Raw genomic sequence first — 23,858 nt, 5'->3', positions numbered from 1 at the left:
CCGGGCCTACAGTGGCTTTTATTCCGGCCACAACCACGCGGCACCGCGCACGCCGCTGGAATCCCCGTGCACCGCTTTGCGGATCGGCGTTTCACACTCGCCGCCGAACACCCACTGTTTCACCAGGCCAGGCACCGTGGCGTACAGACGATCAACATTGCTCATCCCCCCGCCCAGGACAATCACATCCGGGTCGAGAATATTCACAACATGCGCCAGTGACTTCGCCAGTCGCATTTCGTAGCGGCTCAGGGCCAGTTCCGCCACAGGATCGTGCCCCTCAACCAGGCGCATGATGTCGTTGCCCTTCAGCGGCTGCCCACTGAGACGATGGTAATCGGTGGCAAAGCCGGTGCCGGAGATAAATGTCTCAATACACCCTTGTTTGCCACAGTAGCACGGCACCTCAGCGCGATATTTCAGCTCGTCTTCGTCCATCCAGGGCAGAGGGTTGTGCCCCCATTCGCCCGCCGTGCCGTTGCCGCCAATGTGGGAACGGCCATTAAAAGCCACACCTGCGCCACACCCTGTTCCGATGATCACCGCAAACACCGTTTGCGCACCTGCGGCCGCCCCGTCGATGGCCTCCGAAACCGCCAGGCAGTTGGCATCATTCGCCAGACGCACTTCGCGGTTAAGGCGCGCACTCAAATCTTTATCAAAAGGCTGGCCGTTGAGCCAGGTGGAGTTAGCGTTTTTCACCACGCCGGTGTACGGCGAAATTGAGCCCGGAATGCCCATTCCCACGGTACCGGTTTGCCCTGTCGCCTGCTCTGCCATGTCGACCAGATGCGCAATCGTCTCGATGGTCTGGTGATAGTCATCACGTGGCGTAGGCAGACGGTGGCGAAACAATTGCTCCCCCTTCTCGCTCAGCGCGATGACTTCGGTTTTGGTGCCGCCCAAATCAATCCCAATACGCACTAGACACTCCTCATTATTTTGATTATCAACAGAGTAGAAGCCGGTTACCCGATTAGCAATGCAAGCACTGCGACAATTCGTTATCATGCCCGCTGATTTAACGACAAGGCCGTGGAAATTATCATGCTGTGGTTCAAAAATTTGATGGTTTACCGTCTTAGCCGCGACGTTTCGCTGCGTGCTGAAGAGATGGAAAAACAGTTAGCCGCTTACACCTTCACCCCTTGCGGTAGCCAGGATATGGCAAAAACCGGTTGGGTTCCTCCGATGGGTTCACAAAGTGATGCGCTGACCCACGCCAGCAGCACGGGTCAAATCATTGTCTGCGCGCGTAAAGAAGAGAAGATCCTGCCCTCACCGGTGGTGAAGCAGGCGCTTGAAGCGAAGATCTTCAAGCTGGAAGCCGAACAGGGCCGCAAGCTGAAAAAAACCGAAAAAGATTCACTGAAAGACGAAGTGCTGCACTCTCTGCTGCCACGCGCTTTTAGCCGTTTTAGCCAGACGATGATGTGGATCGACACCGTAAACGGGCTGATCATGGTTGACTGCGCCAGCGCCAAAAAAGCGGAAGATACGCTGGCTCTGCTGCGTAAGAGCCTGGGCTCTCTGCCGGTGGTTCCTCTGGCGATGGAAAACCCTATCGAGCTGACGCTGACCGAATGGGTGCGCAGCGGCGCGGCGCCTCAGGGGTTCCAGCTGCTTGATGAAGCAGAATTAAAAGCGATCCTTGAAGATGGCGGCGTGATCCGCGCGAAAAAACAGGATCTGGTCTGCGATGAAATCGCGGTTCACATCGAAGCGGGCAAACTGGTGACCAGGCTGGCGCTCGACTGGCAGCAGCGCATTCAGTTTGTCATGTGCGATGACGGCTCCGTGAAGCGTCTGAAATTCTGCGACGAACTGCGCGATCAGAACGAAGATATCGACCGGGAAGATTACGCTCAGCGCTTTGACGCCGACTTTATCCTGATGACCGGTGAGCTGGCAGCGTTGATTCAGAGTCTGGTGGAAGGCCTCGGCGGAGAAGCGCAGAGGTAATCTCCCCTCACCCTAACCCTCTCCCCAAAGGGGAGAGGGTTAAAAATCATTTCAGGTAGCGACACAGATAAGACGTAGGCTCAGCAACCTGTAAATGGAACTCGCTGTGGCCAGGGACGTTGAATACTTGTCCTGCGGCAAACACTTTCCACTCGGTTTCACCTGGCAGTAATACATTCAGCGCGCCGCTGACCACTGTCATCTCTTCGGCTTCTGCCGTGCCAAAGGTATATTCCCCTTCAGCCATTACGCCAACACTGGCGCGGCCAGTGCTGCTGCTGGTAAAACCAATGGATTTCACTTTACCGGAAAAGTATTCGTTACTTTGAAGCATGAACTGGCCCTTATATTTATCGATAAAAATCCACTATAGGGGCCATGCTCATAGCCTGTCACGCAAAATCATTACGCCAGCAGCTCTGATGCCAGACGCGCCATCAGAACGTTGGATAACAGCACCGGTACATCAAGGGCTTTTTGCAGAAGATCCCGGTGATGCTGATGAAAACCGAGACAATCCAGGATCAGCACATCCGCCCCTTTATCAAGTAACGCTTGCCCGGATGCGATCAGTTTTGCCTCGCTATCCGTGATGGGGTTTGCCAGAGCATACAAAGGCGTTTGCTCAAGCTCGCTCCATTTCGCCTCCTGGTTTACCAGCAGCTCCTCAATGGGGACAATGACCCCCACCTGATGACCGTCAACAATCGAGGCCACCAGCGGCGGAATAATCCGCATGGGTTCCAGCAATATCGCGTTACGCGCGACAAGCCCCTTAATCGGGGCCGTACTCATCAGTAAAATAACGTCATAACCCTGATTATCGAGCACTTCAATGACCCCCTGAAGCGAGCGCTCGATTTTCTGACGTGACACATTCGCCAGTTTACCGTCACTTAATAACGTCGGCAGGAGATCCTCTCCCTCTTCAACAGCGTAGTCTTCCATGACCTCTTCCCGACTCATCTTACCCAACAGGCTAAGATGGGTGATTTGTTGTTCAGAGACATGCTCAGTTAAGAGCGGTAATACTTCGCTTACAGGCACCACACCAATGGTGAGGATCGCCAACGTCGCCTTCATTTTGTTCGCCTTCCATTACTACCACAGCTGCCACACAGGTACAGACTCACTTCGCTGCACAGTTCGTTTTTTCAACAAAACAGCACCAAGCGTAGCAGCAGATCCTTACGCTGAAATGTAAAGATCTACTGGCCGTTCTGAATCCGTCTGTAATAACTTAACTTTAACCTCTGCTTAACATTTCCGATGAGTGAAAAGTGTGATTCGGGCACGGTAATGTGCGGTTTGAGAATTTATTCAGGATTTTTCAGGATCTTCGTAGCGCTGCTTTGCATCCAGCGCTTCTTGCTCCGTCTCGTGTTCACTGATTAACGAATCTGCATTGGGGTAATCGGCACGCAGTTGAAACCAGGTCACGGTATGCCCCGGATGACCTTTTTCAACGGTAACAACGCGTGCGAGACGAGGATAAGGAGGTCGGTTTGGCATAGTTCATCCGTAAGTCAGGGGAGTGAACTATAAGTATAGTCGCCCGCTAACTGGCGCACGCCAGACGAAGCGCTGTCACAACAGAATTAACAACCTGTTCAGGGGATAAAGAGGCATCGACGACATGATGCGCCGCCTCGCGGTATAACGCATCGCGTTCCGCCAGCACTTCGCTCACTTCTTCGCTAATCGGTTTGCCGGTCAGGGTAGGACGCTGCCCCTCTTCCGGGAACGCCTCAAGACGCCCGACCAGAGTAGAAACCGGCGCGCAAAGATAAATCACGATCCCTTTTTCGCGCATAAACTGACGATTACCTTCCGCCAGGATAATGCCGCCTCCCGTTGCAATCACCGTCGACGGCGCCGTTACGGCTTCAAGGGTCGCGGTTTCGCGCGCGCGGAAGCTGGCCCAGCCTTCCTGCTCGACAATCTCCGCGATGCTTTTTCCGGCATGAGTCTGTAACCAGTGGTCGGTGTCGACAAACTGACTGTGGCACACGCGCGACAGCTCAAGACCAACGGTGGATTTCCCACAGCCACGGGGGCCAACTAAAAAGATGGGTTGGGTCATAAAAAGGTGTTCCCCTTGATGCCGGATGGCTGAAGACTGTAAAGAAATGATTGCAGCGGATGTTGCGTTAACTTTACTGCAAAGCGGTACGTGATGACAACCCTGTGGATGCCACACTGTACCACAAATTGACAATGGTTATCATTACGCGGTGCGGCGCTTCACTTCCAGCAGCCATTTATCCAGCTCCGCGGCAAACTGCTGACGGTCGCGCTGGGACAAACTGTCCGGCCCGCCGGTCTGCACGCCACTGGCGCGCAGGGTATCCATAAAATCGCGCATCGTCAGCTTTTCCCGAATGGTTGCCGGCGAGTAGCGTTCACCACGCGGGTTGAGCGCCGCCGCGCCTTTCTCCAGCACTTCAGCGGCCAGCGGGATATCCGCGGTGATCACCAGGTCGCCCGGGCTGCATAAACGCACAATCTCATTATCTGCCACATCAAACCCGGCAGGCACGCGCATGGCGCGAATGAACCGGGACGGCGGCACGCGAATATTCTGGTTTGCCACCAGCGTTAACGACATCTGCACGCGATCGGCGGCACGGAATAAGATCTCTTTGATCACGTTCGGACAGGCGTCCGCATCAACCCAAATCGCCATATTGTCTCCTCATAATGACATTGCCGACTATTGTCCCCTGCTTTTCGTTGTTAAGCTATAACGCAACGCTATCGATCATAAACAACAACGCATAAGAACGGAGAGGCATGATGGAGAAGAAAATCGGTTTTATCGGCTGCGGCAACATGGGCAAAGCGATCCTTGGCGGTCTGATCGCCAGCGGTCAGGTGTTGCCAGGGCAGATCTGGGTCTATACCCCATCACCGGATAAAGTCGCCGCCCTGCGGGATGAGTACGGCATCAATGCCGCTCAAAGCGCGCAGGAAGTCGCCCAGGTGGCTGATATCGTCTTTGGTGCCGTTAAGCCGAACATCATGATCAAAGTCCTGAGCGAGATCACCTCCAGCCTGAATAAAGATACCCTGGTGGTGTCGATTGCCGCGGGCGTCACTCTGGACCAGCTGGCCCGTGCCCTGGGTCACGACCGTAAAATTGTCCGTGCCATGCCAAACACCCCATCGCTGGTTAACGCCGGTATGACATCCGTCACACCGAACGCCCTAGTCACCACGGAAGATATCGCTGATGTGCTGAATATTTTCCGCTGCTTCGGTGAAGCAGAAGTGATTGCCGAAGCGATGATCCACCCGGTTGTGGGCGTAAGTGGTTCTGCCCCTGCGTACGTCTTTATGTTTATCGAAGCGATGGCAGATGCAGCCGTGCTGGGCGGGATGCCGCGCGCGCAGGCTTACAAATTTGCCGCTCAGGCCGTGATGGGCTCAGCCAAAATGGTACTCGAAACAGGGAAACATCCGGGTGAGCTGAAAGATATGGTGTGCTCGCCTGGCGGCACAACAATTGAAGCTGTGCGTGTTCTCGAAGAGCGCGGGTTCCGTGCTGCCGTCATCGAAGCGATGGCAAAATGCATGGAAAAATCAGAGAAACTCAGTAAGTCCTGATACCGCTTGCCGGGCGTCAGGCCGCCACTTCGGTGCGTCCGCGTCCGGCATTTTTCGCTTTATACAGGGCGACATCCGCCGCTTTCAGCCATTCACGATAGTGCCCAAACTGCGGCCCCCATGGCGCGACCCCGACGCTGATTCGCAGCCGCGCGGCAGGCGCACCGCGTAATGACAATTTGGTCAGACGCTCATGCACCCGGGACATGGCCGCAATGGCGCTCTCAGACGTCGTACCCGACATGATCACCGCGAACTCGTCGCCGCCAAAACGGCCGATGTAATCACCTGCACGCAGCGTCAGTTGCAGCTGACGTGTGATAGCGATAATCGCCTCATCCCCCACATCATGCCCCCAGGTGTCATTAACGCTCTTAAAGTGATCGATATCGATGAGCAAGATTGTCGCGGTGCGCTGGCTTCGACGGCAATGTTCAAATTCGTTACGCAGCAGCGTTTCCCAGTAGCGGCGGTTAAACACGCCGGTCATACCATCACGGGTGCTCATCAGCTCCAGTCGCCTCTTATGTTCGGCGAGTCGGATTGCCGTGCGATGGCTGACCCAGGCAAAAAGCATGGGGTAAAGCACCAAAATGGGGAGCGTCAGCCACCACTCCAGCGGCTGAGGGGAAAAGGTGATCACAAGACCGGTGACCTCCAGTGTGGCCAGCGCCGTCAACACAGTCATTGCTACACCCGCAAGGAACAGACGACAGCCGCCAGAGCCCATCATATTCATGCCTATCATCATCACCAGCGCCGCCGTGGGCAGTGCGTTCACCCCCATCAGGCCAATCCATACCCCTGCGATGATGGCATCGACCTTGAGGTTATATATTTCACGGTTAAACGGGTCGGAGGCACGGCAGGCCAGTTGCCAGGCCAGATGCGGCCAGACAAAGGCCCAGCCAACCAGCAGTAGCCACCAGCCACCGGAATGAGAATGGGTAACCAGAACGCCCGAGATAGGGAAAAACATCGCCCCCAGCCCAACCATGCGCGCCAGTCTTACCCGCCGGGCAAACTGGATGCCGGAACGGTGGGGGGCATCCTGAGAAAGGTTGTGATGCCACTCTTCCCGAATGCTATCGCCATTGTAAAAATTTTCGTCATTCATCATTTTTGGGAATATTCTGAAACATTTTCCCAAATTATAGAGAGGGGTATTCCGGGGAAAGTATGAATTTTCGGGTGAGCCGACACGGCAACTCACCCGTTAGAACTAGGCTTTTTTCTTCAGACAGCCGCTCATGAATTTATTGCGATCGTCGCCCTTAAGCGATTGCTCGGTCGCCTGGACGTTGCACTCGCGCATTTTCTGCTGCTGTGGCGTCAGACTTTTTTCCTGTGGCTTTGATGCACCATTTTTGAGGCAATCACTCATATACGTCTTACGCGCATCACCTTTGAGAGTCTGCGCTGTCGCCTGTTGGTTACAGGTCGTCATGCGCTGCTGTTGAGGGGTTAAGGTTTTTTCTGCCGCGTTCGCCGAAGCCATCAGGAACACGCCAGAGAGCAGGGTAACCAGAAATGTTATTTTCATTGCACCATCCTTTTGTGAACATTCACAGTAAGTCTGGTTCGTGGTGGGGAAAAAACCACCCGGCAGAGGCGATTTCTGCCGGGTGTGTCTGTTATTTCAGACCAAGTGCCGCTTTCATGGTGTAGAACAGATCGGTTTGATCCGTCAGCCCTACCACGTTTGCCGCATGTGGACCGTACGCGGCAATACGCAGCTGCGTACCGGTATGTTCCATCGACTCTTCTTCAGAGTTGCCATAGCTCATCACCATCACCGCGCCGTCTTTGGTATTCAGCGCCTGAGTCAGGCCGGGTGCTTTGGTTTCTGGCGGAATAATCTGGCTGGAGTGCGCATGATCAGCCGTCACTACCACCAGGGTATTACCGTCTTTCTTCGCGAATTCCAGCGCCTTCTGTACCGCTTCGTCCAGATCTACCGTTTCACCAATCTGACCGCACGGATTCGCCGCATGATCTTGCTTATCGATTGATGCGCCTTCTACCTGCAAGAAGAAGCCTTTTTCACTTTTGCTCAGCAGAGAAATGGCTTTATCCGTCATGGCCGCAAGCGTCGGGATGCTGTCGTCGCGTTTAGGATTTGGCGTACAGGTCACCGCAGGTTTGTCGATGTTGCCGTGGTAAGAGGCTTTCGGGCCTTCCCAGCGCACCGGCATGTTGCCATCCGAGAACAGACCCAGCAGCGGTTTATCCTGATTTGCCTGAGTGATAGCCGCCAGAGAGGCCGCATCGCTTACCAGCTGGTAGCCACGCGCTTGCGCCTGCTCACGCAGCGTTTTGCCCTGCCAGTCGCCCGCGGTTGCCGTTTCAGCGAAGGTTTTTGCCCCGCCACCCAGCGTCACATCCGCACGGGCGTTCAGCAGCTGTTCAGTAATCGAACCTTTTCCGCCTTTTTCCAGCGCGTTGGTCGGGCATTTCTCGCTGGTCACAGACGGGCCGTAGCATTTACGCGAGGTCACATGTGACACCAGCGCTGCCGGGGTAGCATCCTGGAGTTCAGCCGTCGAGACGTTACCAGTTGCCAGCCCCGCCGCTTTTGCCATTTCCAGAATGGTTTGATGATCTTTTTCGTGGATATCCACACCCAGCGCACCGTTATAGGTTTTCACGCCGGTTGACCATGCCGTCGCCGAGGCAGCAGAGTCCGTCACGTAATCTGGTTTACCAGTTTTTTTATTCAGTGCGTAATGGGTGTATTGCCCGGTCAAAGGTAAGGCATCAATACCCTTGAAGAAGCCACCCGCACCTTCAGCATAATTTCGCGCAGCGGTAATTTCAGAATCACCCATACCGTCGCCAATCAGCAGAATAATATTTTTGGCCGGCTTCTCATTCAGTGAAGCACGAATGGCTGCGGTCTGGTCTTCTGACAGACGACGAGCGCCACCAGGCTGGGTGATATCGCCCTGAGCGGCGCGATTATCCAGTACGCTGGTACTCGTGGTTTCAGCATAAATAACAGGGGTAAATAACAGGGGTATTAATGCAATGAAAAGTGCGCTCTGTTTCAATTTATTTTCTCCATGTACAAATACATAAAAAATAAAACAGAGCGACTATAGGCATCCTGCATGACATTTCTATGACACGCCGTCAGGTTTGATGACGGTTTAACTGCGTGGATGCCTTAATAGCTTCTTTACGTATTGCTGAAGCAATTGCGCATCCTGTACCGGGACCAGTGAGTCAGGCCGGGCATTCTCCAGCGCCACTTCAACGCTGCTAATCAGGGCCTGCTGATCGTTTTGCGCCATCTGTCTTAGCAGCGCAGTGACCACAATTTCCAGCGCTTCAACCTGCGCGACCAGTTCTTTGGACTCCTCTTCCTTTTGTGCAAGCTTGACCAGCAACTCCGCAATGAGATTTTTCATTGTGCTATTTCCTTATGTCATTTTTTCTGAACTTAACATTCCGAACCAATAATGCAAAGCGGTGTTGAGTATTATCTTATGCAAAATTGAATTTATAGCCAAAATACATGACATAACTTATCAGCGAAACGTTTTTCTATTATTAAAACCCATCAAGACGAAGCGGGAATATCACGCAAAGGCAGGTCGCATTTTGTTATATAAAAATGCGACAGCCATAAGAATATATAATGTATATCGCGGCGTATTAGCGCGACGATTTTGCCTGCGCTATTTGCTGACGACGACGAAGCGCAAAAGCCAGCTGGATGATATTCACCAGGATAACTACGGCCGTGGCGGCAAATACCCAACGGAACCCCGCCATTGCCGAAACAGATGCCCCCATCAGCGGGCCGGCGACATTCCCCAAATACATAAACGACTGGTTATATCCAAAGATACGTCCCGTAACCTGATCGCTGGAATATTTCACCAGCAGCGTTTGTACCGCAGGCAACATGGCGCCATCGGCAAAGCCCAGCAGGAAGCGTAACACCCCGAGCTGGAGTGGCGACGTGACAAATGACATGGCAAAAAACAGCACAACGGCAAAAATCAGCGTGCCCATTAATATGCGCGCCGTGCCAATCCGGTCACCCAGTTTCCCCAGACGCGGTGCGGAAATCAGCGCCGAAACGCCCGGCACCGCGGCAATCATCCCGCTGAGAAACGCAATGTTGTTGCTGTCTGGCTCCATTGATTTGATAAACAGCGCGAGGATCGGGCCGACCGAGCCGTTACAAAGCTGAATCACCATCGTGGTGACGAAGAGGCTTATCATCAAGCCTGGATAGGGTAACGTGGCAAACACGGCTTTCCCGCTCAGGCGTTCTGACTTGCTCACAACCGGTCGCCCGCCCTCTTTGATCAAAAACAGGGTGACCAGGAAGCTTATCACCAGCAGCGCTGCCGTAATAAAGAACACCGCCCGCAATCCCACGTTATCGGCCAGGAAGCCGCCCATCAGCGGGCCGCCAATCACGCCACTTATCTGGGCAGTCGAAAGGGTGCTCAGCGCCCAACCGCTACGCTCACGTGGCACCTGGGATGCCACCAGCGCCATAGCATTGGGAATATACCCGGATGTCAGCCCCATTAAGGCGCGCAGCACAAACAGCTGCCAGACGTTTGTGGCAAAAGCCTGGAGCAGTATTGCCACCGCCATCCCAAGCGATGCGCGCAGCAGCATCAGCTTGCGCCCTTTTCGGTCTGCCAGGCTGCCCCACATGGGCGAGACAATGGCAGAAACCAGAAACGTGACGCTGAACACCAGACCCGACCACATCGAAAGCGCTTCATGGGAGGAGACACCCAGTTGCGAAACGTACAGGGGTAAGAACGGTAAAATCTGGCTAATGGCAAGTCCGGTAAAAAAACAGCCGAACCAGACAGATATAAGGTTAACTTTCCAGGATTCCATAACAGACGCAATCTTCATTTTTAGGCGAATTCGCCTACAGATTAGCAAGTTACGTACATTCACGTAGCGCCAGAGATGCGGACATGGATGACTTTGGTGTTTTATCTTCCCAGTCATCATATTTGTGAAATATGTCACAAATTATCCGTTAACAGGCGGTGATTTATGCTTTAAAAACCACACCCAAACATTATGGCAGAAGGCCGGGAAACCCGCAGGGCATCGTGGTATGTTATAGGCTTTTCGTCAGACTGGAAGAGAGTGAAATGGCTAAGCAGCGGGTGGGTATTGTCTTTGGGGGAAAATCAGCAGAACACGAGGTGTCATTACAATCGGCAAAAAATATTGTCGATGCGATTGATAAAAACCGCTTCGAGGTCGTACTGCTGGGCATTGATAAACAGGGGCAGTGGCATATTAATGATGCCGGCCAATATCTGTTAAATGCTGACGATCCGGCACATATCGCGCTTAATCCATCTGAAATCAGCGTTGCCACTGTACCGGGCAAAGTTCAGGGGCAGTTTATCGATGCCGGCAATGCGCAGACACTGGCGCAAATCGACGTTATTTTCCCGATTGTTCACGGCACCCTGGGTGAAGATGGTTCCTTGCAGGGGATGCTGCGTATGGCAAACCTGCCGTTTGTCGGCTCAGATGTGCTGGGCTCCGCCGCCTGCATGGACAAAGACGTCACGAAACGCCTGCTGCGCGATGCCGGGCTGAACATTGCGCCGTTTATCACCCTTACCCGCGCCAACCGCGACACACACAGCTTCGCCAGTATCAGCGCCCAGCTGGGCCTGCCGCTGTTCGTTAAGCCTGCCAATCAGGGTTCCTCTGTTGGGGTCAGCAAAGTGAACAGCGAAGCACAGTTCAATGCAGCCGTTCGCCTGGCTTTCGGGTTTGATCATAAAGTGGTGGTTGAGCAGGGCATCAAAGGCCGTGAAATTGAATGTGCGGTACTGGGTAACGATTTCCCGCAGGCGAGCACCTGTGGCGAAGTGGTGTTAAACAGTGATTTTTACTCTTACGACACCAAGTACATTGATGACAAAGGCGCGCAGGTAGTGGTGCCAGCAGCTATCGATCCGGCCATCAACGACAAGATCCGCGCGATCGCCGTTGAAGCATATCAGGCACTGGGCTGTGCCGGCATGGCGCGCGTCGACGTGTTCCTGACGTCAGAAAACGACGTGGTGATTAACGAGATCAACACGCTGCCGGGCTTTACCAACATCAGCATGTATCCAAAACTGTGGCAGGCGAGCGGTATCAGCTACCCAGAGTTGATCACCCGCCTGATCGAGCTGGCGCTGGAGCGTCACGCTGCCGACAGCGCCCTCAAAAGCTCCGTAAACGACTAATCGACTTTATTTGCCGTATCCGTTGTATCCGCTGTCGCCTCTTCAGGGCGACGGCGGATAATTAGTCCCGCCAGCCAGAAACTGATCACCCACGTCACCATGCCAACGGCATAGGTTTGCCAGCCCTTCGCGTCAAATCCCAGCAGCCCCACAACCCCGTTGAGAATAAAAATAAGGCCGATAGCAAAGGCGTAATAATGCCAGTCACGGCGTAGTTTGGAAGTGAGTTTCATGGGGACTCCGGCAGAAAAAAAGACATACTCTCACAGTTTCGCGGCCAGGTCTGTGGCGGGATGCGGGAATTCTTAAACGCGTCGCAATTTCACTTAAGTCATAAAACTGTGATGCGATGCAGAAATCGACAATCCAGGAGAATTCCTTAGGGCAAATTACCACGATTCTGATATTGACAAATGCTATGACCTGTCAAACTCCACCTGTACGACGCGTTTCTGAGCAGAGTGATATTACGGGAGGTCTTTATGGCTGATTTTACATTGTCGAAACCGATTTTTGGCGGCAAACAACCAAAAACCTCTACGGCGGGCAATATCGCCTATGCCCTGTTTGTGCTTTTCTGCTTCTGGGCAGGCTCACAGCTTCTTAACATGCTGGTCCATGCACCAGGCGTCTATGAACACCTGATGCAGGTTCAGGATACGGGCCGCCCTCAGGTAGAAATAGGCTTCGGCGTCGGCACGGTCTTCGGGTTAATTCCCTTCCTCGCAGGCTGCATGATCCTGGGCGTCGTGGCCCTTGTGCTGCGCTGGCGTCGCCACCATCGTTAAAGCGCCATACAGCGAGCCCGGCGTTCATCCACGCGTTTTGCAAACCAGGCTGTTGTAAGATTACGCGTGATCTTCGGGCTCTCAAGCTGGATCCCCGGCAGAATGGCTTTCGGTAGCGCCTTGCCGCTCTTCTGCTCTGCAAGCTTAAATACCTGCTGATACAGATCCGTTTTCTCAAACGCCAGACTATCCCCTTTCTCCAGCTGACGGCGGATCTCGCTGTTGCTCATCCCCAGTTTCGCGGACAATTTACGCACAGCCAGCTCAGTGGTGCCCGCTTCGCTACTGCCATAGGCAATGAGATCGCCATCCAGCGCCAGTTTCACTCCACTGGCGCGGCTCACGGCGCTCTGGAATGCGGCATTACGGCTGGCGTACCAGCCAGCGTTAAAGTCAGCAAAGCGGTACAGCGGCTCGCTGTAGTTGGCCGGATAGTTCAGCAGATGATAAGTGCCAAACCAGAGCCCACCCCGCAGGGAGAACACTTCCTGGCGCACCGTGCCGTCGATTTTCCACGGATAGCCGTCGGTGTGCTTTTCTGCAAACGCGATACTGACCTGCATCGGCCCGCCGGTATGGACCGGGTTAAGCGAACCAAACAGCTTCTGCCCCATCGGCACCATGCTGATGAAATCATCAAAAATAGCGCTCAGCTGTTTCTCGGTTTTCACCGTGTCCAGCCGTTCGCTGTAGCTTTTGCCATTTGGCGAGGTGATTTTGAGGGCGGTATGCACCAGGAATACCGGGATATGCATTGACTCAGCACGGCGGTCGATCTCTTTCCAGGCAATCTTATTAAGCCCAGGCACCGCCGGGTCGGACTGGTACATTGACTCCTGCTGAGCGACGGCCAGCACCGAGCAGATATTCTCCTCGGTGGGGGCAATCTTCTGGCTGTCAAACGTCTTTGCTAAGGCATCCGCCCACGCATTGCGATCCTTCACGCTGGCGGGCATTTTTTGCCGCACAACGCTTGCCACATCCAGTGGTTTTTCACCCTCTTTAAGCGGGGCTGCTCCTTTTTCGGCGCAACCCGCCAGAACGAAGGCGGCCAGCAAGGACAACGGTAATGCGCGTGGTACGGCAAATGGCATAGCAACTCCCTGTATTAGCTAAATGTATTGGTCACTTCCTGAAGATCACGATCGTCAAGCTCACGCTCGAAGCTGCGTAAACGCTTGTAGATAGACATCAGCTCAACCAGCGTGGTCCAGGAGCTGATCAGATACTGGAACGAACCACGAACCTGACCAAAGACGTTGGTGATTTGCGTCATCAGACCGAGCGTAATCGTACCCGCAACAATAGACGGGAACAGCAGGAACAAACCGAAAACGTTATCGACCTGCAAATAGAGAATACGGGCAATGTTGAAATACATGTAATGGAAATAGAGGCGGAAATAGTTGCGGCGCACCGCGCCAAACAGCTCGCGTACGGTCGGCGGCGAGGCACGGTTCACGTCATCTTCACCATAAACCAGCTCTTTACGGTAGGCCGCTTCCACGCGCTGGTTTTTAAACTCAAGCCCGGGCAGCTTGATCCCGACCACCGCCAGCAAACCTGTTCCCATCAGCGACCAGACAATCGCAGCGATCACCAGGCCGTACGGCAGATGCCCGACAATCGGCAGGTCGGGAACATGCGCCGAAAGGGTGACCAGCACCGGCAGGAAGGCAATCAGCGTCATAATGGCGTTGATAAAGCTCACCCCCATATCTTCAAGCGTGGAGGCAAAACGCATGGTGTCTTCCTGCACACGCTGTGCAGCACCTTCGATATGACGCAGATGTTGCCAGTGCGCCATATAGTGTTCGTTCATCGCGGTACGCCAGCGGAAAACGTAGTGGCTGACAAAGAAGTTGTTCATTACCCCAATCACAACCGCAATCAGCGCAATGCCGAGGAAGATCCCGACCTCATGGTAGAACTGGTTAATCGTCACCTTATGCGGCGCACTCAGCGCGGTCTGGATCAGATCGTAGAATGGCGCGTACCAGGCGTTAACCGCCACGCCCACTTCCACCAGGAACCAGGTGACGAAGATGATGAGCGAGGTCCCCAGAATCGACCAGTTTTGCCAGCGATGCGGAGAGTAGACAAACCAGAACAGCGCAAACAGGCCAACGCACACGGCGTAGTAGGCGTAAAACAGCAGATAGCTCAGCGACCAGAAGCGAGCCGCGCTAATCGGCACCTCGCCCGTTGCGCCCACGATGCGCGTTAACCACGCGCCGCCACCCGCCTGCCAGAAAATGACAGCGATCAGTGCCCAAATAAATGCCGACAGGAAAAAAGGCCCCGGCTTTGGGAAAAAAGACTTAAACATAATGCTTCCTTCTTGTTGTTATGGCTGTTGCTGTGCTCAACACATCACCAAACGAAAACGCTGCTACGGGCCAGCGTGCTGGCCCGGGCAAAAGGTCAGACCCGATGGATTATTATTAGTTCGCTTTCCAGTTTTCGAGAATTGTTTCGGTGAATTTCACCTTCGGCGGGTTCAGGGGGGCAATAAAGTTACGCCAGACATCGTTATGGTGGTTAATCAGGACTTGCGCCTGTGCCGCCGGGCGATTTGCGGTGGTATGGGCATCTTCCGCGACGGTAATGTGGTAGCCGCGGCTCACGCCATTTTTAATGGTGGCATCGACACAGTAATCGGTGGCACAGCCGCAAATGACAAACGCATGAATATCCTGCTCGCGCAGCAGCGCTTCCAGCCCGGTGTTATAGAATGAATCACAGGCGGTTTTGGTGACATAGAATGCCCCCGCGGGTTGTTCTACTTCAGGCAGCAACGCAAACCCTTCACTCCCCTCTTCCAGCCCGCCGGCCTCAGTATGTTGAATAAAAATGACCGTGTCGGCAGCCTTCGTGAGCTGATTGATGCGGGAAACACACTGTTCGCGCTGATGACGCGGCGTTTCGAACACGCCTTGCTGCATATCGACAACCATAACCACACGCTTCTCAGACATAGCCCTCTCCGAAAGATTGAGTGAGATAAACGACTATAATAAGCCCGATGTCACAAAATGGGAGACTGCGCTCCAGGAAATTGTTCTTATTTACCCGCGGTTACGTTTTTCTCGCTATCGTTATGCAATTCGACCCATTGCACCGCACCGATTAGTAGTATAAATACGCATTAATTTCTTCATTCACTTCATGGATGCATTTCGTTGAAACGTTGTCTGTTATCTTTCGCCGCGCTGTGTGCGGTGAGCCTGTCTACCGCCCAGGCAGCCCAGCCGCTGACAGCCCCTGCTTTTGCCTCAGATATTGCCGACCGCTACGCTAACCTTATCTATTACGGCAGCGGTGCAACCGGTATGGCGCTGGTGGTTATCGACGGTAACCAGCGTGTGTTTCGTAGCTTTGGGGAAACGCGTCCAGGAAATAATATCCACCCGCAGCTGGATTCGGTTATCCGTATCGCCTCATTAACCAAGTTAATGACCAGCGAAATGCTGGTGAAACTGCTCGATCAGGGCGTGGTTAAACTCAACGATCCACTCAGTAAATATGCCCCGCCAGGCGCACATGTTCCCACCTGGCAGGGTGCTCCGATTACGCTGGTGAATCTGGCGACTCACACCAGTGCCCTGCCACGTGAACAACCCGGCGGCGCGGCACACCGTGCGGTCTTCGTCTGGCCAACGCGGGAACAACGCTGGAGCTACCTGAACACGGCGACGCTGAAAGCCGAACCGGGCTCGCAGGCATCCTATTCCAACCTGGCGTTTGATCTGCTCGCCGATGCGTTATCAACGGCATCCGGCAAGCCATATCCGCAGCTGTTTGAAGAACAAATTACGCGCCCGCTGGGCATGAAAGACACCACCTTCACCCCTTCACCCGATCAGTGCAGGCGCCTGATGGTGGCGGAAAAAGGGGCGAGTCCGTGTAATAACACCCTGGCAGCTATCGGGAGTGGCGGCGTTTACTCTACGCCGGGCGACATGATGCGCTGGATGCAACAATTCCTCTCTTCCGATTTCTACGCACGCAGCAACCAGGCCGACCGGATGCAAACGCTGATTTACCAGCGTAATCAGCTGCACCGCGTAATTGGCATGGATGTGCCGGGCAAAGCCGATGCACTGGGTATGGGCTGGGTCTACATGGCACCGAAAAATGGTCGCCCGGGGATCATTCAGAAAACCGGTGGCGGTGGCGGCTTTATCACCTATATGGCGATGATCCCGCAGGCAAACGTGGGCGCGTTTGTGGTTGTGACCCGCTCGCCGAATACTCGTTTCGTCAATATGAGTGACGGTATCAATAACTTAGTTGCCGAGCTGAGCGCCAATAAAGAGAAGGTCGTTCCGGCTTCGTAAAGTGACTAATATTCCGCGGGCAAACGGTTAATACTGACCAGTTTGCCCCGGCTCATATTGATGTAATTCCCCTGCCGTAACGCGGCCAGCACCTCCGCGACGACTGAACGCGAGATGCGCGTGCGCCGCTGAATGTAGTTCATCACGCCGACCCGCGAGCGCAGCGTTTCATCCCACTCAGCCATAACCAGCAGCGTCGAGCGGATCTGGCTGTAGGAGTTATTCCCCACCAGTTGCCCGTCACGGGATTCCATCATTTTGTGGTTCCACGAAAGCCAGCAGAAGGCATCACGCCACAGATGCGCTTGCTGAATATAGCTGCGGGTGGCGTCAGCCGGAAGATAGAAGCCAGAGCACGGCGTTTGTGCAATCAGCGTATATTGCGACCCGCAGCCTGCCATGCCGGCATTCAGTCCCAGGATAAACGGCGCGGTAATAATCTCGACCAGCAGATCGTCCTGCTGGCGGTGAATGGTTAATGTGCCGCTTTGCAGAAACAGGGTGTAGTGGTCATCGTCGTAACAGTCGCCGAAGAGGGTTTGTTCCCCGGAAAGATGAAAAGGCGTGCTGTAAGGGGCCAGGCATTTTTCAAGCCGGGTAAATTCGGGAAGTGGTTTCGCGTAATGGTCCATGCCAACCTCAAGTCGTCCTTGCCTGATGGCGCTTTATTGCTGTTATTTTTGTTATTTAAAGTACGGGGAGGCGAACCTCCCCGGACAAAACGTATTACCAGCTGTACTTCACGCCTACATTGGCGCCCCAGTTCTGCTCGACGTCGCCGCCGCCCAGATAGGTTGCATCTGAATAAGCACTGAAGTTTTTGGTGAAGCTGAACTGTGTGCCCAGACCTACGCGTACCGCAGAGCCTTTCACACCATTATCAATGCTGTCACCGTTCACATCGGCGCTGTTGTCAGCGTCGTCATATACGTATGCCAGTTTGAAGTACGGCGTCAGCGCCTGATCGGATCCGTAGCTGAAGGTATAACCGGTATCAACACCCACTTCGTAACGCAGGCTGTCGTAGGATTGATCGCCAACCTTCATGTCGTTGCTCAGCTGGTAGTTGTCGCCAGACTGAAACAGCCCGGACACCGCCGCATACGGCGTCAGATAGCCAGACTCGTTAACTTTCCAGTCGTAACCCAGTTTCATGCCAAAGCCCCAGGCATCGGTGGTGGTGTTCCCATCCACATACTGACCGTTGCTCATGGTGGCGGAGAGATCGTTATTGAAGCGTGAGTAGCTCAGGGAAGCATCAATAAAGACATCGCTGGCAAACTTCGCTGAGGAGTAAACCATTGCCGTCTGGCTGTCCTGATCAACCTGACCGCTGCGATCGCTCAGATCGCCTTTTGCGAAGCCCGCAGCACCACCAATCAACCATTTCGCATCATTGCCGTCAATGTGCGTATCCACACCGACCATAATGCCGCTGGCGTCCTGGTCGTAGTTGATGATCCCGTTGTCACCATCAAAATTGCCGCCAAAGAAGCTTACCCAGGCACCACCGTTATCCGTCAGACCATGACGGCTGTTGGTGATTCGTGTGCTCAGCGTATCCTGCTGGAGGTTCCAGATGTTGGCATTTGCAGACGGGATGCTCAGCGCCATGTTCGCGTAGTCGGTCAGCTCCTGCTGGTGCAGAACGACGGTATCGCCTTGTTGCAGCGCTTGATAGGTGTACGCACCTAAATCCGCTTTGTTTGCCGCAGTAAAGCTGGCTTTGGTGTTGGCGTTATTGTCATAAACGCGGATAAGCTCGTTATTTTTATAATCAGCAACAGAGCCTGCGCCGGTGGCGTTATCAATACGCACCTTGTAGTTGCCAGCAACTTCACCGTTCACGGCCAGGTGACCGTCGGCATTAAGCGCAACCACACCGTAGTCATAGTCCGTGGCATGGCGATCGTTAGTAATATAACGGGCGTTGTTCAGATCGGCATTCAACACGTAGTCACGGCTGGCGACATTCAGCACCCCGCCGTCGGTCAATACCATGTTGTGGGTGTCAACCTGTCCCAGACCAAGCGCCAGCTCAGCACCGTTATCCACGGTGATGGTATTGGCGTACAGTCCGGCGGTTTCTTCCGTCAGCGTTGCAAGGCTACCGCTATCCAGGTAGAGGCTGTCGGTCGCAACACCACCGCTGTCCCCGATATTCAGGGAAGACGCGCTGGTCAGGGTAATGGTATCTGCCAGCAGACCCGAATCTTCGACATTCACCTGAGAGCCGCTGTTCACGGTCAGGGTATCGATGTTAGACGTCTTACGGGTGTCCCATTCAGAGCCGCCGTTCAGGGTCACGTTAAACAGACCGCTCTGATACACCGCCTCGCCCGCCACGTGGCCAGTGCTGTCGAAGGTTGAGGTTGGCCAGATGCTGTTTGCCGTCAGGGCTGTCCAGTCCACGCCGCTGTAACCCAGACCGTACATCTGCGATTCACCAATGGCCTCAACGCTGGACTGAGCAGCGCCCACCCATTTGCTGCCATTATTCAGCGTCACATCCAGCTTGTCAGTGCCGTCCCAACCGTTGGTGGTAGGGTTGTATACCCCATCATCCGTGGTATCGGTGGCCGGATCGCCGTTCACATAGAAGTTGTTATCGAAGGTGCTGGAGAAAAGAATGTCGCCCGTGATAGTGGAGTTATCGAACGTAGCGGTGGTTTGCATCGCATTATCTGATGCGCTGGCCATGACAATCAGGGCGGCATCATCAGCGGAGGTCGCGTTAGCTTCACCGTAATCACTCGGCTTCGCCGTTTGACCGTAGAAGCCAGAGGTGCCCAGATCGCTGTATGCGCCAGAGGTCAGCACGGAGTCTTTTACGACCAGGGTATTGGTAAAGACGTTACTGCTGTTCGCAACACCCTCAACATCATCATACGGCGTATTATCCAGCTCCTGATACCCCTGAGTCAGGGTAATCCCCGCAATACGTGAGTTATTCTGAATAACAATATCGGATTCCACATCCAGCGTAATGGCGTTACCCAGACCATAGGTGTCCAGATACTGCGTGGTGGTCGTATCGCCATCCGTCACGTTATAAGCGTAATGCTCATAAATGTCGTTAATGGTCGAGTTATCGACCGTCAGGCTAAAACGATCGTACTGCGCGTGGGTTGTTCCGTCAGTATCTACCCCATCTGCACATTCCGTTGTCATGCACGATGAGGTGATCATGCCATTGATTGTGCTGTTGGTGATAGACAGGGAATTCGCGCGGCCATCCACACCGTCATCAAGATAATAGGTTGAGATAACACCATTCACAGTCGAGTTGTTGATGACCGGGTAGATATCGCTATCGCTCGACGTGTCTGAATAGTCCCAGCCGGCATAGCCATAATACCAGGGTGTCGTGGCCGTACTGTCGTAACCAAAAGTATTATAGGTTGTACCCGAAATATCTTTAGCATTTGCCTGAGAAGCGATAGCCAGTGTACAGGCTAATGCAATTTGAGATACAACCAGTTTCTTTTTCCATGTTTGCATTGAGTCATCCCTCCTCAGGGACGTAAGCAAGTTTGTCCGTCAAATAACCATTGCAACGATATATTGCGAAAAAGATTATGCCGTCTCAAAGGAAAAAGGTTCAATGAGTCTTTCCATTAAGTCCGAATACAGACAATACACATGAATGATTAATTATCTAAATTAAAAACACAATAAAAACAATATATTAAAACACAACAGCAAAAGCGAAAAGGGAGATCTGATTATTAAATGATCATCTGCAGTTATATTTAGATGGCAATCTAAAAGCCAGGTAAATACCATTGAGAACACATCCTAAATAAAAGAAAAACAAAGAAGAGAAAACTTATTCATACAAAGCCCGCTCAGCCTGCAATGAATAATTAATATCGATTAAAAGTAAGAGTATCCACTATTCATAATATGTATTATTTCGCGTTGATTTACCTGGTTGTTCAAAGCGTAAATAACAGCTTCTGCTTGTCATTGCCTAAACGACCACTTTAGTAAAACAGACAGGCTACATTTCGGGTACACTGTGCCTCATTGTTCCTCAACGTCAGGCATATCATGACCGATTTAATTGCTCGTCCCCGTCGCCTGCGCAAGTCACCGGCACTGCGCGCTATGTTTGAAGAGACAACACTGACCTTAAACGATCTGGTGTTGCCGATTTTTGTTGAAGAAGAGCTCGATGATTACAAAGCCATCGATGCTATGCCGGGCGTCATGCGCATCCCGGAAAAGTATCTGGCACGCGAGATCGAACGCATTGCGAATGCCGGTATCCGCTCGGTCATGACCTTCGGCATTTCCCACCATACCGACGCCACCGGCAGCGATGCGTGGAAAGAAGACGGCCTGGTCGCACGCATGTCTCGCATCTGCAAAGAGACCGTGCCGGAAATGATCGTTATGTCCGACACCTGTTTCTGCGAATACACCTCTCACGGCCATTGCGGTGTGCTGTGCGATCACGGTGTGGATAACGACGCCACCCTGCTGAACCTGGGCAAACAGGCCGTGGTTGCTGCTGCTGCCGGTGCGGATTTCATCGCCCCTTCTGCGGCGATGGATGGCCAGGTCCAGGCAATCCGTCAGGCGCTGGATGCCGCCGGTTTCACCGACACGGCTATCATGTCCTACTCCACTAAATTCGCGTCCTCTTTCTACGGTCCGTTCCGTGAAGCTGCCGGCACGGCGCTGAAAGGCGATCGTAAAACCTACCAGATGAACCCGCTGAACCGCCGCGAAGCGATCCGTGAATCCCTGCTCGATGAAGCCCAGGGTGCAGATTGCCTGATGGTGAAACCGGCTGGTGCGTATCTGGATATCCTGCGCGATATCCGCGAACGTACCGAACTGCCGCTGGGTGCCTACCAGGTGAGCGGTGAGTACGCGATGATCAAATTCGCCGCGCAGGCGGGTGCGATTGACGAAGAGAAAGTGATCCTCGAAAGCCTGGGCGCGATCAAACGCGCGGGCGCGGATCTGATCTTCAGCTATTTCGCGCTGGATCTGGCCGAGAAGAAAATTCTGCGTTAATCCGCTTTAGCGCCGGGTGGCGGCTTCGCCTTACCCGGCCTACTCTCTGCGCTAATCTTCACCAAACTGCAATACAAACGACATCTCCCCCTTCTACTGTCTGGGCAAGACGGCAGGAGGAGTTACCATGTTTAGTCTCGACAGCGTTCTTGATGACCTTTGGCCTCAGGCGAGGCCCGCCCCCTGGCAAAAAAGTCTGTTAAAAAGACTGTTCTACGAAGAAGAATTCCAGCAGTTTGCAGCAACCCACCGCCACCTGAAAGGGCTGGATATGGTGGAGCAAGTCCTGGAGCATCTCGACATTCTCTGCACCGTTTCCGCCCGCGATCTCGAACAAATCCCCGAACATGGCCCCCTGGTCATTATCGCTAACCACCCTACCGGCACCCTTGACGGACTGGCGCTGATGTATGCCGTTTCCCGCGTACGCCGCGATGTGAAAGTGGTAACCAACCGGATGTTGACGCACCTGGAGCCACTCAGCTCGCTGTTTATTCCGGTGGACAACATGGGTGGCAAGACGGCGAAAGCATCGCTGATGCAGATGGAACAACATCTGCAAAACGCCGGGGTGCTGATTTTCTTCCCGGCGGGAGAAGTCTCGCGCCCGACGCGCAAAGGTATCCGCGATAAAAAATGGCACTCTGGCTTTATCAAGCTGGCCAGCAAACTGCGCGCGCCGCTGCTGCCGGTGCATATTCAGGCGCATAACAGCCTGCTGTTTTATGCCAGCACACTGGTTTCGCCGACGCTCTCCATGCTGCTGTTAATGCAGCAGATGTTCCGGCGTCGCCACAGCCAGCTGCCGATTAAAATTGGCCAGCAGATTGGCTGGGATAACTGGTTTAGCACCACACTTTCACCACGTGAGATGGCCGAACAGTGCCGTCAGCACGTGATGCGTCTTGGCAAGGGACTGCCTGGCGTATTCAAAACCCAGTGCGCCATTGCGCGCCCGGAAGACCGGGCTACGCTAAAACGCGAGCTGGCGCAGGCCGAGTGTCTGGGGAAAACCAGCGACGGTAAAACGATCTATCTGTGGCAGCGCAACGCACAGGAAGATGCCCCGCTTCTGCGTGAACTGGGGCGTCTGCGCGAAATTGCGTTTCGTGCCGTGGGTGAAGGCAGCGGCAAACGCCGTGACACCGACAGCTACGACGACGATTACTTGCACCTGATCCTGTGGGATGACGAGGATCTGGAAATTGTCGGCGCATATCGCTTTATGCCAACGGCAATGCAGGTCGACAGGCGCGGCGTGGACGGGCTGTACAGCTATAGCCTGTTCCACTACGACGACAAAATGCAGGATGTGCTGGAGCACGGCATTGAACTGGGGCGCAGCTTTATTCAGCCGCGCTACTGGGGACGCCGTGGGCTGGATTATCTGTGGTCAGGGATTGGTGCCTATCTGGCGCGTTATCCGCACTATCGCTATCTGTTTGGCCCGGTTTCTATTTCCGGTGGCTTACCGCCTGCCGCGCGGGATCTGCTGGTGGCATTTTACCGCCTGTGGTTCCCGGCAAGCCATCCGTTAGCCGCTTCGCGTCAGCCTTATCCGGCTTCACTACCGGACGTGCTGGCCCAGTTTGGTGGCGTCGATTACGTGGATGACCTGACGAAGCTGAAATCCCTGCTCGGAAATCTGGGTTGCGGCATTCCACCACTCTACAAACAGTATTCTGAGCTGTGCGAGCCAGGCGGGGTGCAGTTTATCGATTTTGGCAGCGATCCGGCATTCAACAACTGCATCGACGGACTGGTGCTGGTGGACTTAACGTATCTCAAAGCGAATCGCTATCAGCGGTATATTGAGGCGCACCTTTAGCTCCGTTGCCCGGTGGCGCTGCGCTTACCGGGCCTACAATGATACGTAGGCCCGGTAAGGCAACGCC

General features: G+C 53.9%; 24 protein-coding genes. 7 read left to right on the top strand and 17 right to left on the bottom strand.

The genetic code is table 11. The features are described from left to right. Positions 1-18: 18 nt before the first annotated feature. Positions 19-924 carry a fructokinase gene (mak, locus tag N1249_RS04670; RefSeq protein ID WP_259834942.1) on the bottom strand — a complete coding sequence of 302 codons (906 nt, stop codon included), beginning with the start codon at positions 922-924 and terminating at the stop codon, positions 19-21. Between the two features lie 123 nt (positions 925-1,047). Here mak and rdgC point away from each other — a divergent pair, with 123 nt between their 5' ends. Then, on the top strand, positions 1,048-1,962 hold the full coding sequence (gene rdgC, locus N1249_RS04665) for a recombination-associated protein RdgC (RefSeq protein WP_259834941.1): 915 nt from the start codon (positions 1,048-1,050) through the stop codon (positions 1,960-1,962). A 46-nt stretch (positions 1,963-2,008) separates the two neighbouring features. Here the strand turns inward: rdgC and ppnP are convergent, their stop codons facing one another. The 5 genes from ppnP to N1249_RS04640 all read right to left on the bottom strand — a co-directional run bounded on the left by ppnP (position 2,009) and on the right by N1249_RS04640 (position 4,648). Beyond that, positions 2,009-2,296, bottom strand: coding sequence for a pyrimidine/purine nucleoside phosphorylase (ppnP, locus tag N1249_RS04660; protein WP_006176849.1), 288 nt, complete (start codon positions 2,294-2,296; stop codon positions 2,009-2,011). Between the two features lie 71 nt (positions 2,297-2,367). Continuing rightward, positions 2,368-3,045, bottom strand: coding sequence for an AroM family protein (locus N1249_RS04655; RefSeq protein ID WP_259834940.1), 678 nt, complete (start codon positions 3,043-3,045; stop codon positions 2,368-2,370). A gap of 237 nt (positions 3,046-3,282) precedes the next feature. Next, complete coding sequence (locus tag N1249_RS04650; RefSeq protein WP_014069082.1) at positions 3,283-3,474, bottom strand: YaiA family protein; 192 nt, start codon at positions 3,472-3,474, stop codon at positions 3,283-3,285. 46 nt (positions 3,475-3,520) lie between these two features. Then, positions 3,521-4,045, bottom strand: coding sequence for a shikimate kinase AroL (aroL, locus tag N1249_RS04645; protein WP_259834939.1), 525 nt, complete (start codon positions 4,043-4,045; stop codon positions 3,521-3,523). Positions 4,046-4,189: 144 nt separating this feature from the next. Continuing rightward, a complete protein-coding gene (locus tag N1249_RS04640) occupies positions 4,190-4,648 on the bottom strand; it encodes a YaiI/YqxD family protein (RefSeq protein WP_014069080.1) in 459 nt (152 codons plus the stop codon). 110 nt (positions 4,649-4,758) lie between these two features. Here N1249_RS04640 and proC point away from each other — a divergent pair, with 110 nt between their 5' ends. Then, a complete protein-coding gene (gene proC / locus N1249_RS04635; RefSeq protein WP_259837994.1) occupies positions 4,759-5,568 on the top strand; it encodes a pyrroline-5-carboxylate reductase in 810 nt (269 codons plus the stop codon). 16 nt (positions 5,569-5,584) lie between these two features. Here the strand turns inward: proC and adrA are convergent, their stop codons facing one another. The 5 genes from adrA to N1249_RS04610 form a co-directional block, all read right to left on the bottom strand. After that, positions 5,585-6,688 (bottom strand): diguanylate cyclase AdrA, encoded by a 1,104-nt coding sequence (gene adrA / locus N1249_RS04630; protein ID WP_259834936.1) that lies wholly within the window; start codon positions 6,686-6,688, stop codon positions 5,585-5,587. Between the two features lie 102 nt (positions 6,689-6,790). Further along, positions 6,791-7,111 (bottom strand): phosphate starvation-inducible protein PsiF, encoded by a 321-nt coding sequence (gene psiF / locus N1249_RS04625; protein ID WP_217186335.1) that lies wholly within the window; start codon positions 7,109-7,111, stop codon positions 6,791-6,793. A 91-nt stretch (positions 7,112-7,202) separates the two neighbouring features. Then, positions 7,203-8,618 carry an alkaline phosphatase gene (phoA, locus tag N1249_RS04620; protein WP_259834935.1) on the bottom strand — a complete coding sequence of 472 codons (1,416 nt, stop codon included), beginning with the start codon at positions 8,616-8,618 and terminating at the stop codon, positions 7,203-7,205. Positions 8,619-8,717: 99 nt separating this feature from the next. Beyond that, entirely contained in the window at positions 8,718-8,978 is a 261-nt protein-coding gene (iraP, locus tag N1249_RS04615; RefSeq protein ID WP_259834933.1) for an anti-adapter protein IraP, read from the bottom strand. Between the two features lie 247 nt (positions 8,979-9,225). Further along, positions 9,226-10,440, bottom strand: a complete 1,215-nt coding sequence (locus N1249_RS04610) for a multidrug efflux MFS transporter (protein ID WP_257272802.1) — start codon at positions 10,438-10,440, stop codon at positions 9,226-9,228. Positions 10,441-10,706: 266 nt separating this feature from the next. Between N1249_RS04610 and ddlA the strand changes: the two genes are divergently transcribed. Then, positions 10,707-11,807, top strand: coding sequence for a D-alanine--D-alanine ligase (gene ddlA, locus N1249_RS04605; RefSeq protein WP_259834931.1), 1,101 nt, complete (start codon positions 10,707-10,709; stop codon positions 11,805-11,807). On the opposite strand, the gene N1249_RS04600 is transcribed toward ddlA, so the two are convergent. After that, positions 11,804-12,040, bottom strand: a complete 237-nt coding sequence (locus N1249_RS04600; RefSeq protein ID WP_259834929.1) for a DUF2754 domain-containing protein — start codon at positions 12,038-12,040, stop codon at positions 11,804-11,806. The two genes, ddlA and N1249_RS04600, sit on opposite strands and share 4 nt — an antisense overlap. Before the next feature lie 249 nt (positions 12,041-12,289). Between N1249_RS04600 and N1249_RS04595 the strand changes: the two genes are divergently transcribed. Beyond that, on the top strand, positions 12,290-12,595 hold the full coding sequence (locus N1249_RS04595) for a YaiY family protein (RefSeq protein WP_182059781.1): 306 nt from the start codon (positions 12,290-12,292) through the stop codon (positions 12,593-12,595). Here the strand turns inward: N1249_RS04595 and N1249_RS04590 are convergent. From N1249_RS04590 to N1249_RS04580, 3 genes are all read right to left on the bottom strand, one after another. Then, the gene (locus N1249_RS04590; RefSeq protein WP_259834927.1) at positions 12,592-13,689 is read right to left on the bottom strand and encodes a DUF1615 domain-containing protein; all 1,098 of its coding nucleotides are present in this window, start codon (positions 13,687-13,689) and stop codon (positions 12,592-12,594) included. The genes N1249_RS04595 and N1249_RS04590 overlap by 4 nt on opposite strands. Before the next feature lie 14 nt (positions 13,690-13,703). Beyond that, entirely contained in the window at positions 13,704-14,924 is a 1,221-nt protein-coding gene (sbmA, locus tag N1249_RS04585) for a peptide antibiotic transporter SbmA (RefSeq protein WP_166717212.1), read from the bottom strand. A 115-nt stretch (positions 14,925-15,039) separates the two neighbouring features. Beyond that, on the bottom strand, positions 15,040-15,573 hold the full coding sequence (locus tag N1249_RS04580) for an isochorismatase family protein (RefSeq protein WP_259834925.1): 534 nt from the start codon (positions 15,571-15,573) through the stop codon (positions 15,040-15,042). 204 nt (positions 15,574-15,777) lie between these two features. Between N1249_RS04580 and ampH the strand changes: the two genes are divergently transcribed. Next, the gene (ampH, locus tag N1249_RS04575) at positions 15,778-16,935 is read left to right on the top strand and encodes a D-alanyl-D-alanine-carboxypeptidase/endopeptidase AmpH (RefSeq protein WP_259834923.1); all 1,158 of its coding nucleotides are present in this window, start codon (positions 15,778-15,780) and stop codon (positions 16,933-16,935) included. A 5-nt stretch (positions 16,936-16,940) separates the two neighbouring features. On the opposite strand, the gene N1249_RS04570 is transcribed toward ampH, so the two are convergent. After that, entirely contained in the window at positions 16,941-17,567 is a 627-nt protein-coding gene (locus tag N1249_RS04570; protein ID WP_259834921.1) for a helix-turn-helix domain-containing protein, read from the bottom strand. Positions 17,568-17,661: 94 nt separating this feature from the next. After that, positions 17,662-20,436, bottom strand: a complete 2,775-nt coding sequence (locus N1249_RS04565; RefSeq protein WP_259834919.1) for an autotransporter outer membrane beta-barrel domain-containing protein — start codon at positions 20,434-20,436, stop codon at positions 17,662-17,664. 552 nt (positions 20,437-20,988) lie between these two features. Here N1249_RS04565 and hemB point away from each other — a divergent pair. Further along, positions 20,989-21,963 (top strand): porphobilinogen synthase, encoded by a 975-nt coding sequence (gene hemB / locus N1249_RS04560; RefSeq protein ID WP_259834917.1) that lies wholly within the window; start codon positions 20,989-20,991, stop codon positions 21,961-21,963. Positions 21,964-22,090: 127 nt separating this feature from the next. Further along, the gene (locus tag N1249_RS04555) at positions 22,091-23,791 is read left to right on the top strand and encodes a lysophospholipid acyltransferase family protein (RefSeq protein ID WP_259834914.1); all 1,701 of its coding nucleotides are present in this window, start codon (positions 22,091-22,093) and stop codon (positions 23,789-23,791) included. Positions 23,792-23,858 lie beyond the last annotated feature (67 nt).

This window comes from Enterobacter sp. CP102 (assembly GCF_025152625.1).
GTDB classification, from domain to species: domain Bacteria; phylum Pseudomonadota; class Gammaproteobacteria; order Enterobacterales; family Enterobacteriaceae; genus Enterobacter; species Enterobacter soli.
The sequence above is the reverse complement of the archived record's forward strand: the minus strand, read 5'-3'. Positions and strand labels throughout refer to the sequence as shown.

Bases quoted from the DNA above. Each gene is read 5' to 3' on its own strand.
- N1249_RS04565 (WP_259834919.1), bottom strand. From the start codon at position 20,436: ATGCAAACATGGAAAAAGAAACTGGTTGTATCTCAAATTGCATTAGCC.
- N1249_RS04555 (WP_259834914.1), top strand. From the start codon at position 22,091: ATGTTTAGTCTCGACAGCGTTCTTGATGACCTTTGGCCTCAGGCGAGG.
- N1249_RS04655 (WP_259834940.1), bottom strand. From the start codon at position 3,045: ATGAAGGCGACGTTGGCGATCCTCACCATTGGTGTGGTGCCTGTAAGC.
- N1249_RS04610 (WP_257272802.1), bottom strand. From the start codon at position 10,440: ATGGAATCCTGGAAAGTTAACCTTATATCTGTCTGGTTCGGCTGTTTT.
- hemB (WP_259834917.1), top strand. From the start codon at position 20,989: ATGACCGATTTAATTGCTCGTCCCCGTCGCCTGCGCAAGTCACCGGCA.
- N1249_RS04580 (WP_259834925.1), bottom strand. From the start codon at position 15,573: ATGTCTGAGAAGCGTGTGGTTATGGTTGTCGATATGCAGCAAGGCGTG.
- N1249_RS04650 (WP_014069082.1), bottom strand. From the start codon at position 3,474: ATGCCAAACCGACCTCCTTATCCTCGTCTCGCACGCGTTGTTACCGTT.
- adrA (WP_259834936.1), bottom strand. From the start codon at position 6,688: ATGATGAATGACGAAAATTTTTACAATGGCGATAGCATTCGGGAAGAG.
- ddlA (WP_259834931.1), top strand. From the start codon at position 10,707: ATGGCTAAGCAGCGGGTGGGTATTGTCTTTGGGGGAAAATCAGCAGAA.
- psiF (WP_217186335.1), bottom strand. From the start codon at position 7,111: ATGAAAATAACATTTCTGGTTACCCTGCTCTCTGGCGTGTTCCTGATG.
- sbmA (WP_166717212.1), bottom strand. From the start codon at position 14,924: ATGTTTAAGTCTTTTTTCCCAAAGCCGGGGCCTTTTTTCCTGTCGGCA.
- N1249_RS04600 (WP_259834929.1), bottom strand. From the start codon at position 12,040: ATGAAACTCACTTCCAAACTACGCCGTGACTGGCATTATTACGCCTTT.
- aroL (WP_259834939.1), bottom strand. From the start codon at position 4,045: ATGACCCAACCCATCTTTTTAGTTGGCCCCCGTGGCTGTGGGAAATCC.
- proC (WP_259837994.1), top strand. From the start codon at position 4,759: ATGGAGAAGAAAATCGGTTTTATCGGCTGCGGCAACATGGGCAAAGCG.
- N1249_RS04595 (WP_182059781.1), top strand. From the start codon at position 12,290: ATGGCTGATTTTACATTGTCGAAACCGATTTTTGGCGGCAAACAACCA.
- N1249_RS04640 (WP_014069080.1), bottom strand. From the start codon at position 4,648: ATGGCGATTTGGGTTGATGCGGACGCCTGTCCGAACGTGATCAAAGAG.
- rdgC (WP_259834941.1), top strand. From the start codon at position 1,048: ATGCTGTGGTTCAAAAATTTGATGGTTTACCGTCTTAGCCGCGACGTT.
- N1249_RS04570 (WP_259834921.1), bottom strand. From the start codon at position 17,567: ATGGACCATTACGCGAAACCACTTCCCGAATTTACCCGGCTTGAAAAA.
- ppnP (WP_006176849.1), bottom strand. From the start codon at position 2,296: ATGCTTCAAAGTAACGAATACTTTTCCGGTAAAGTGAAATCCATTGGT.
- N1249_RS04590 (WP_259834927.1), bottom strand. From the start codon at position 13,689: ATGCCATTTGCCGTACCACGCGCATTACCGTTGTCCTTGCTGGCCGCC.
- iraP (WP_259834933.1), bottom strand. From the start codon at position 8,978: ATGAAAAATCTCATTGCGGAGTTGCTGGTCAAGCTTGCACAAAAGGAA.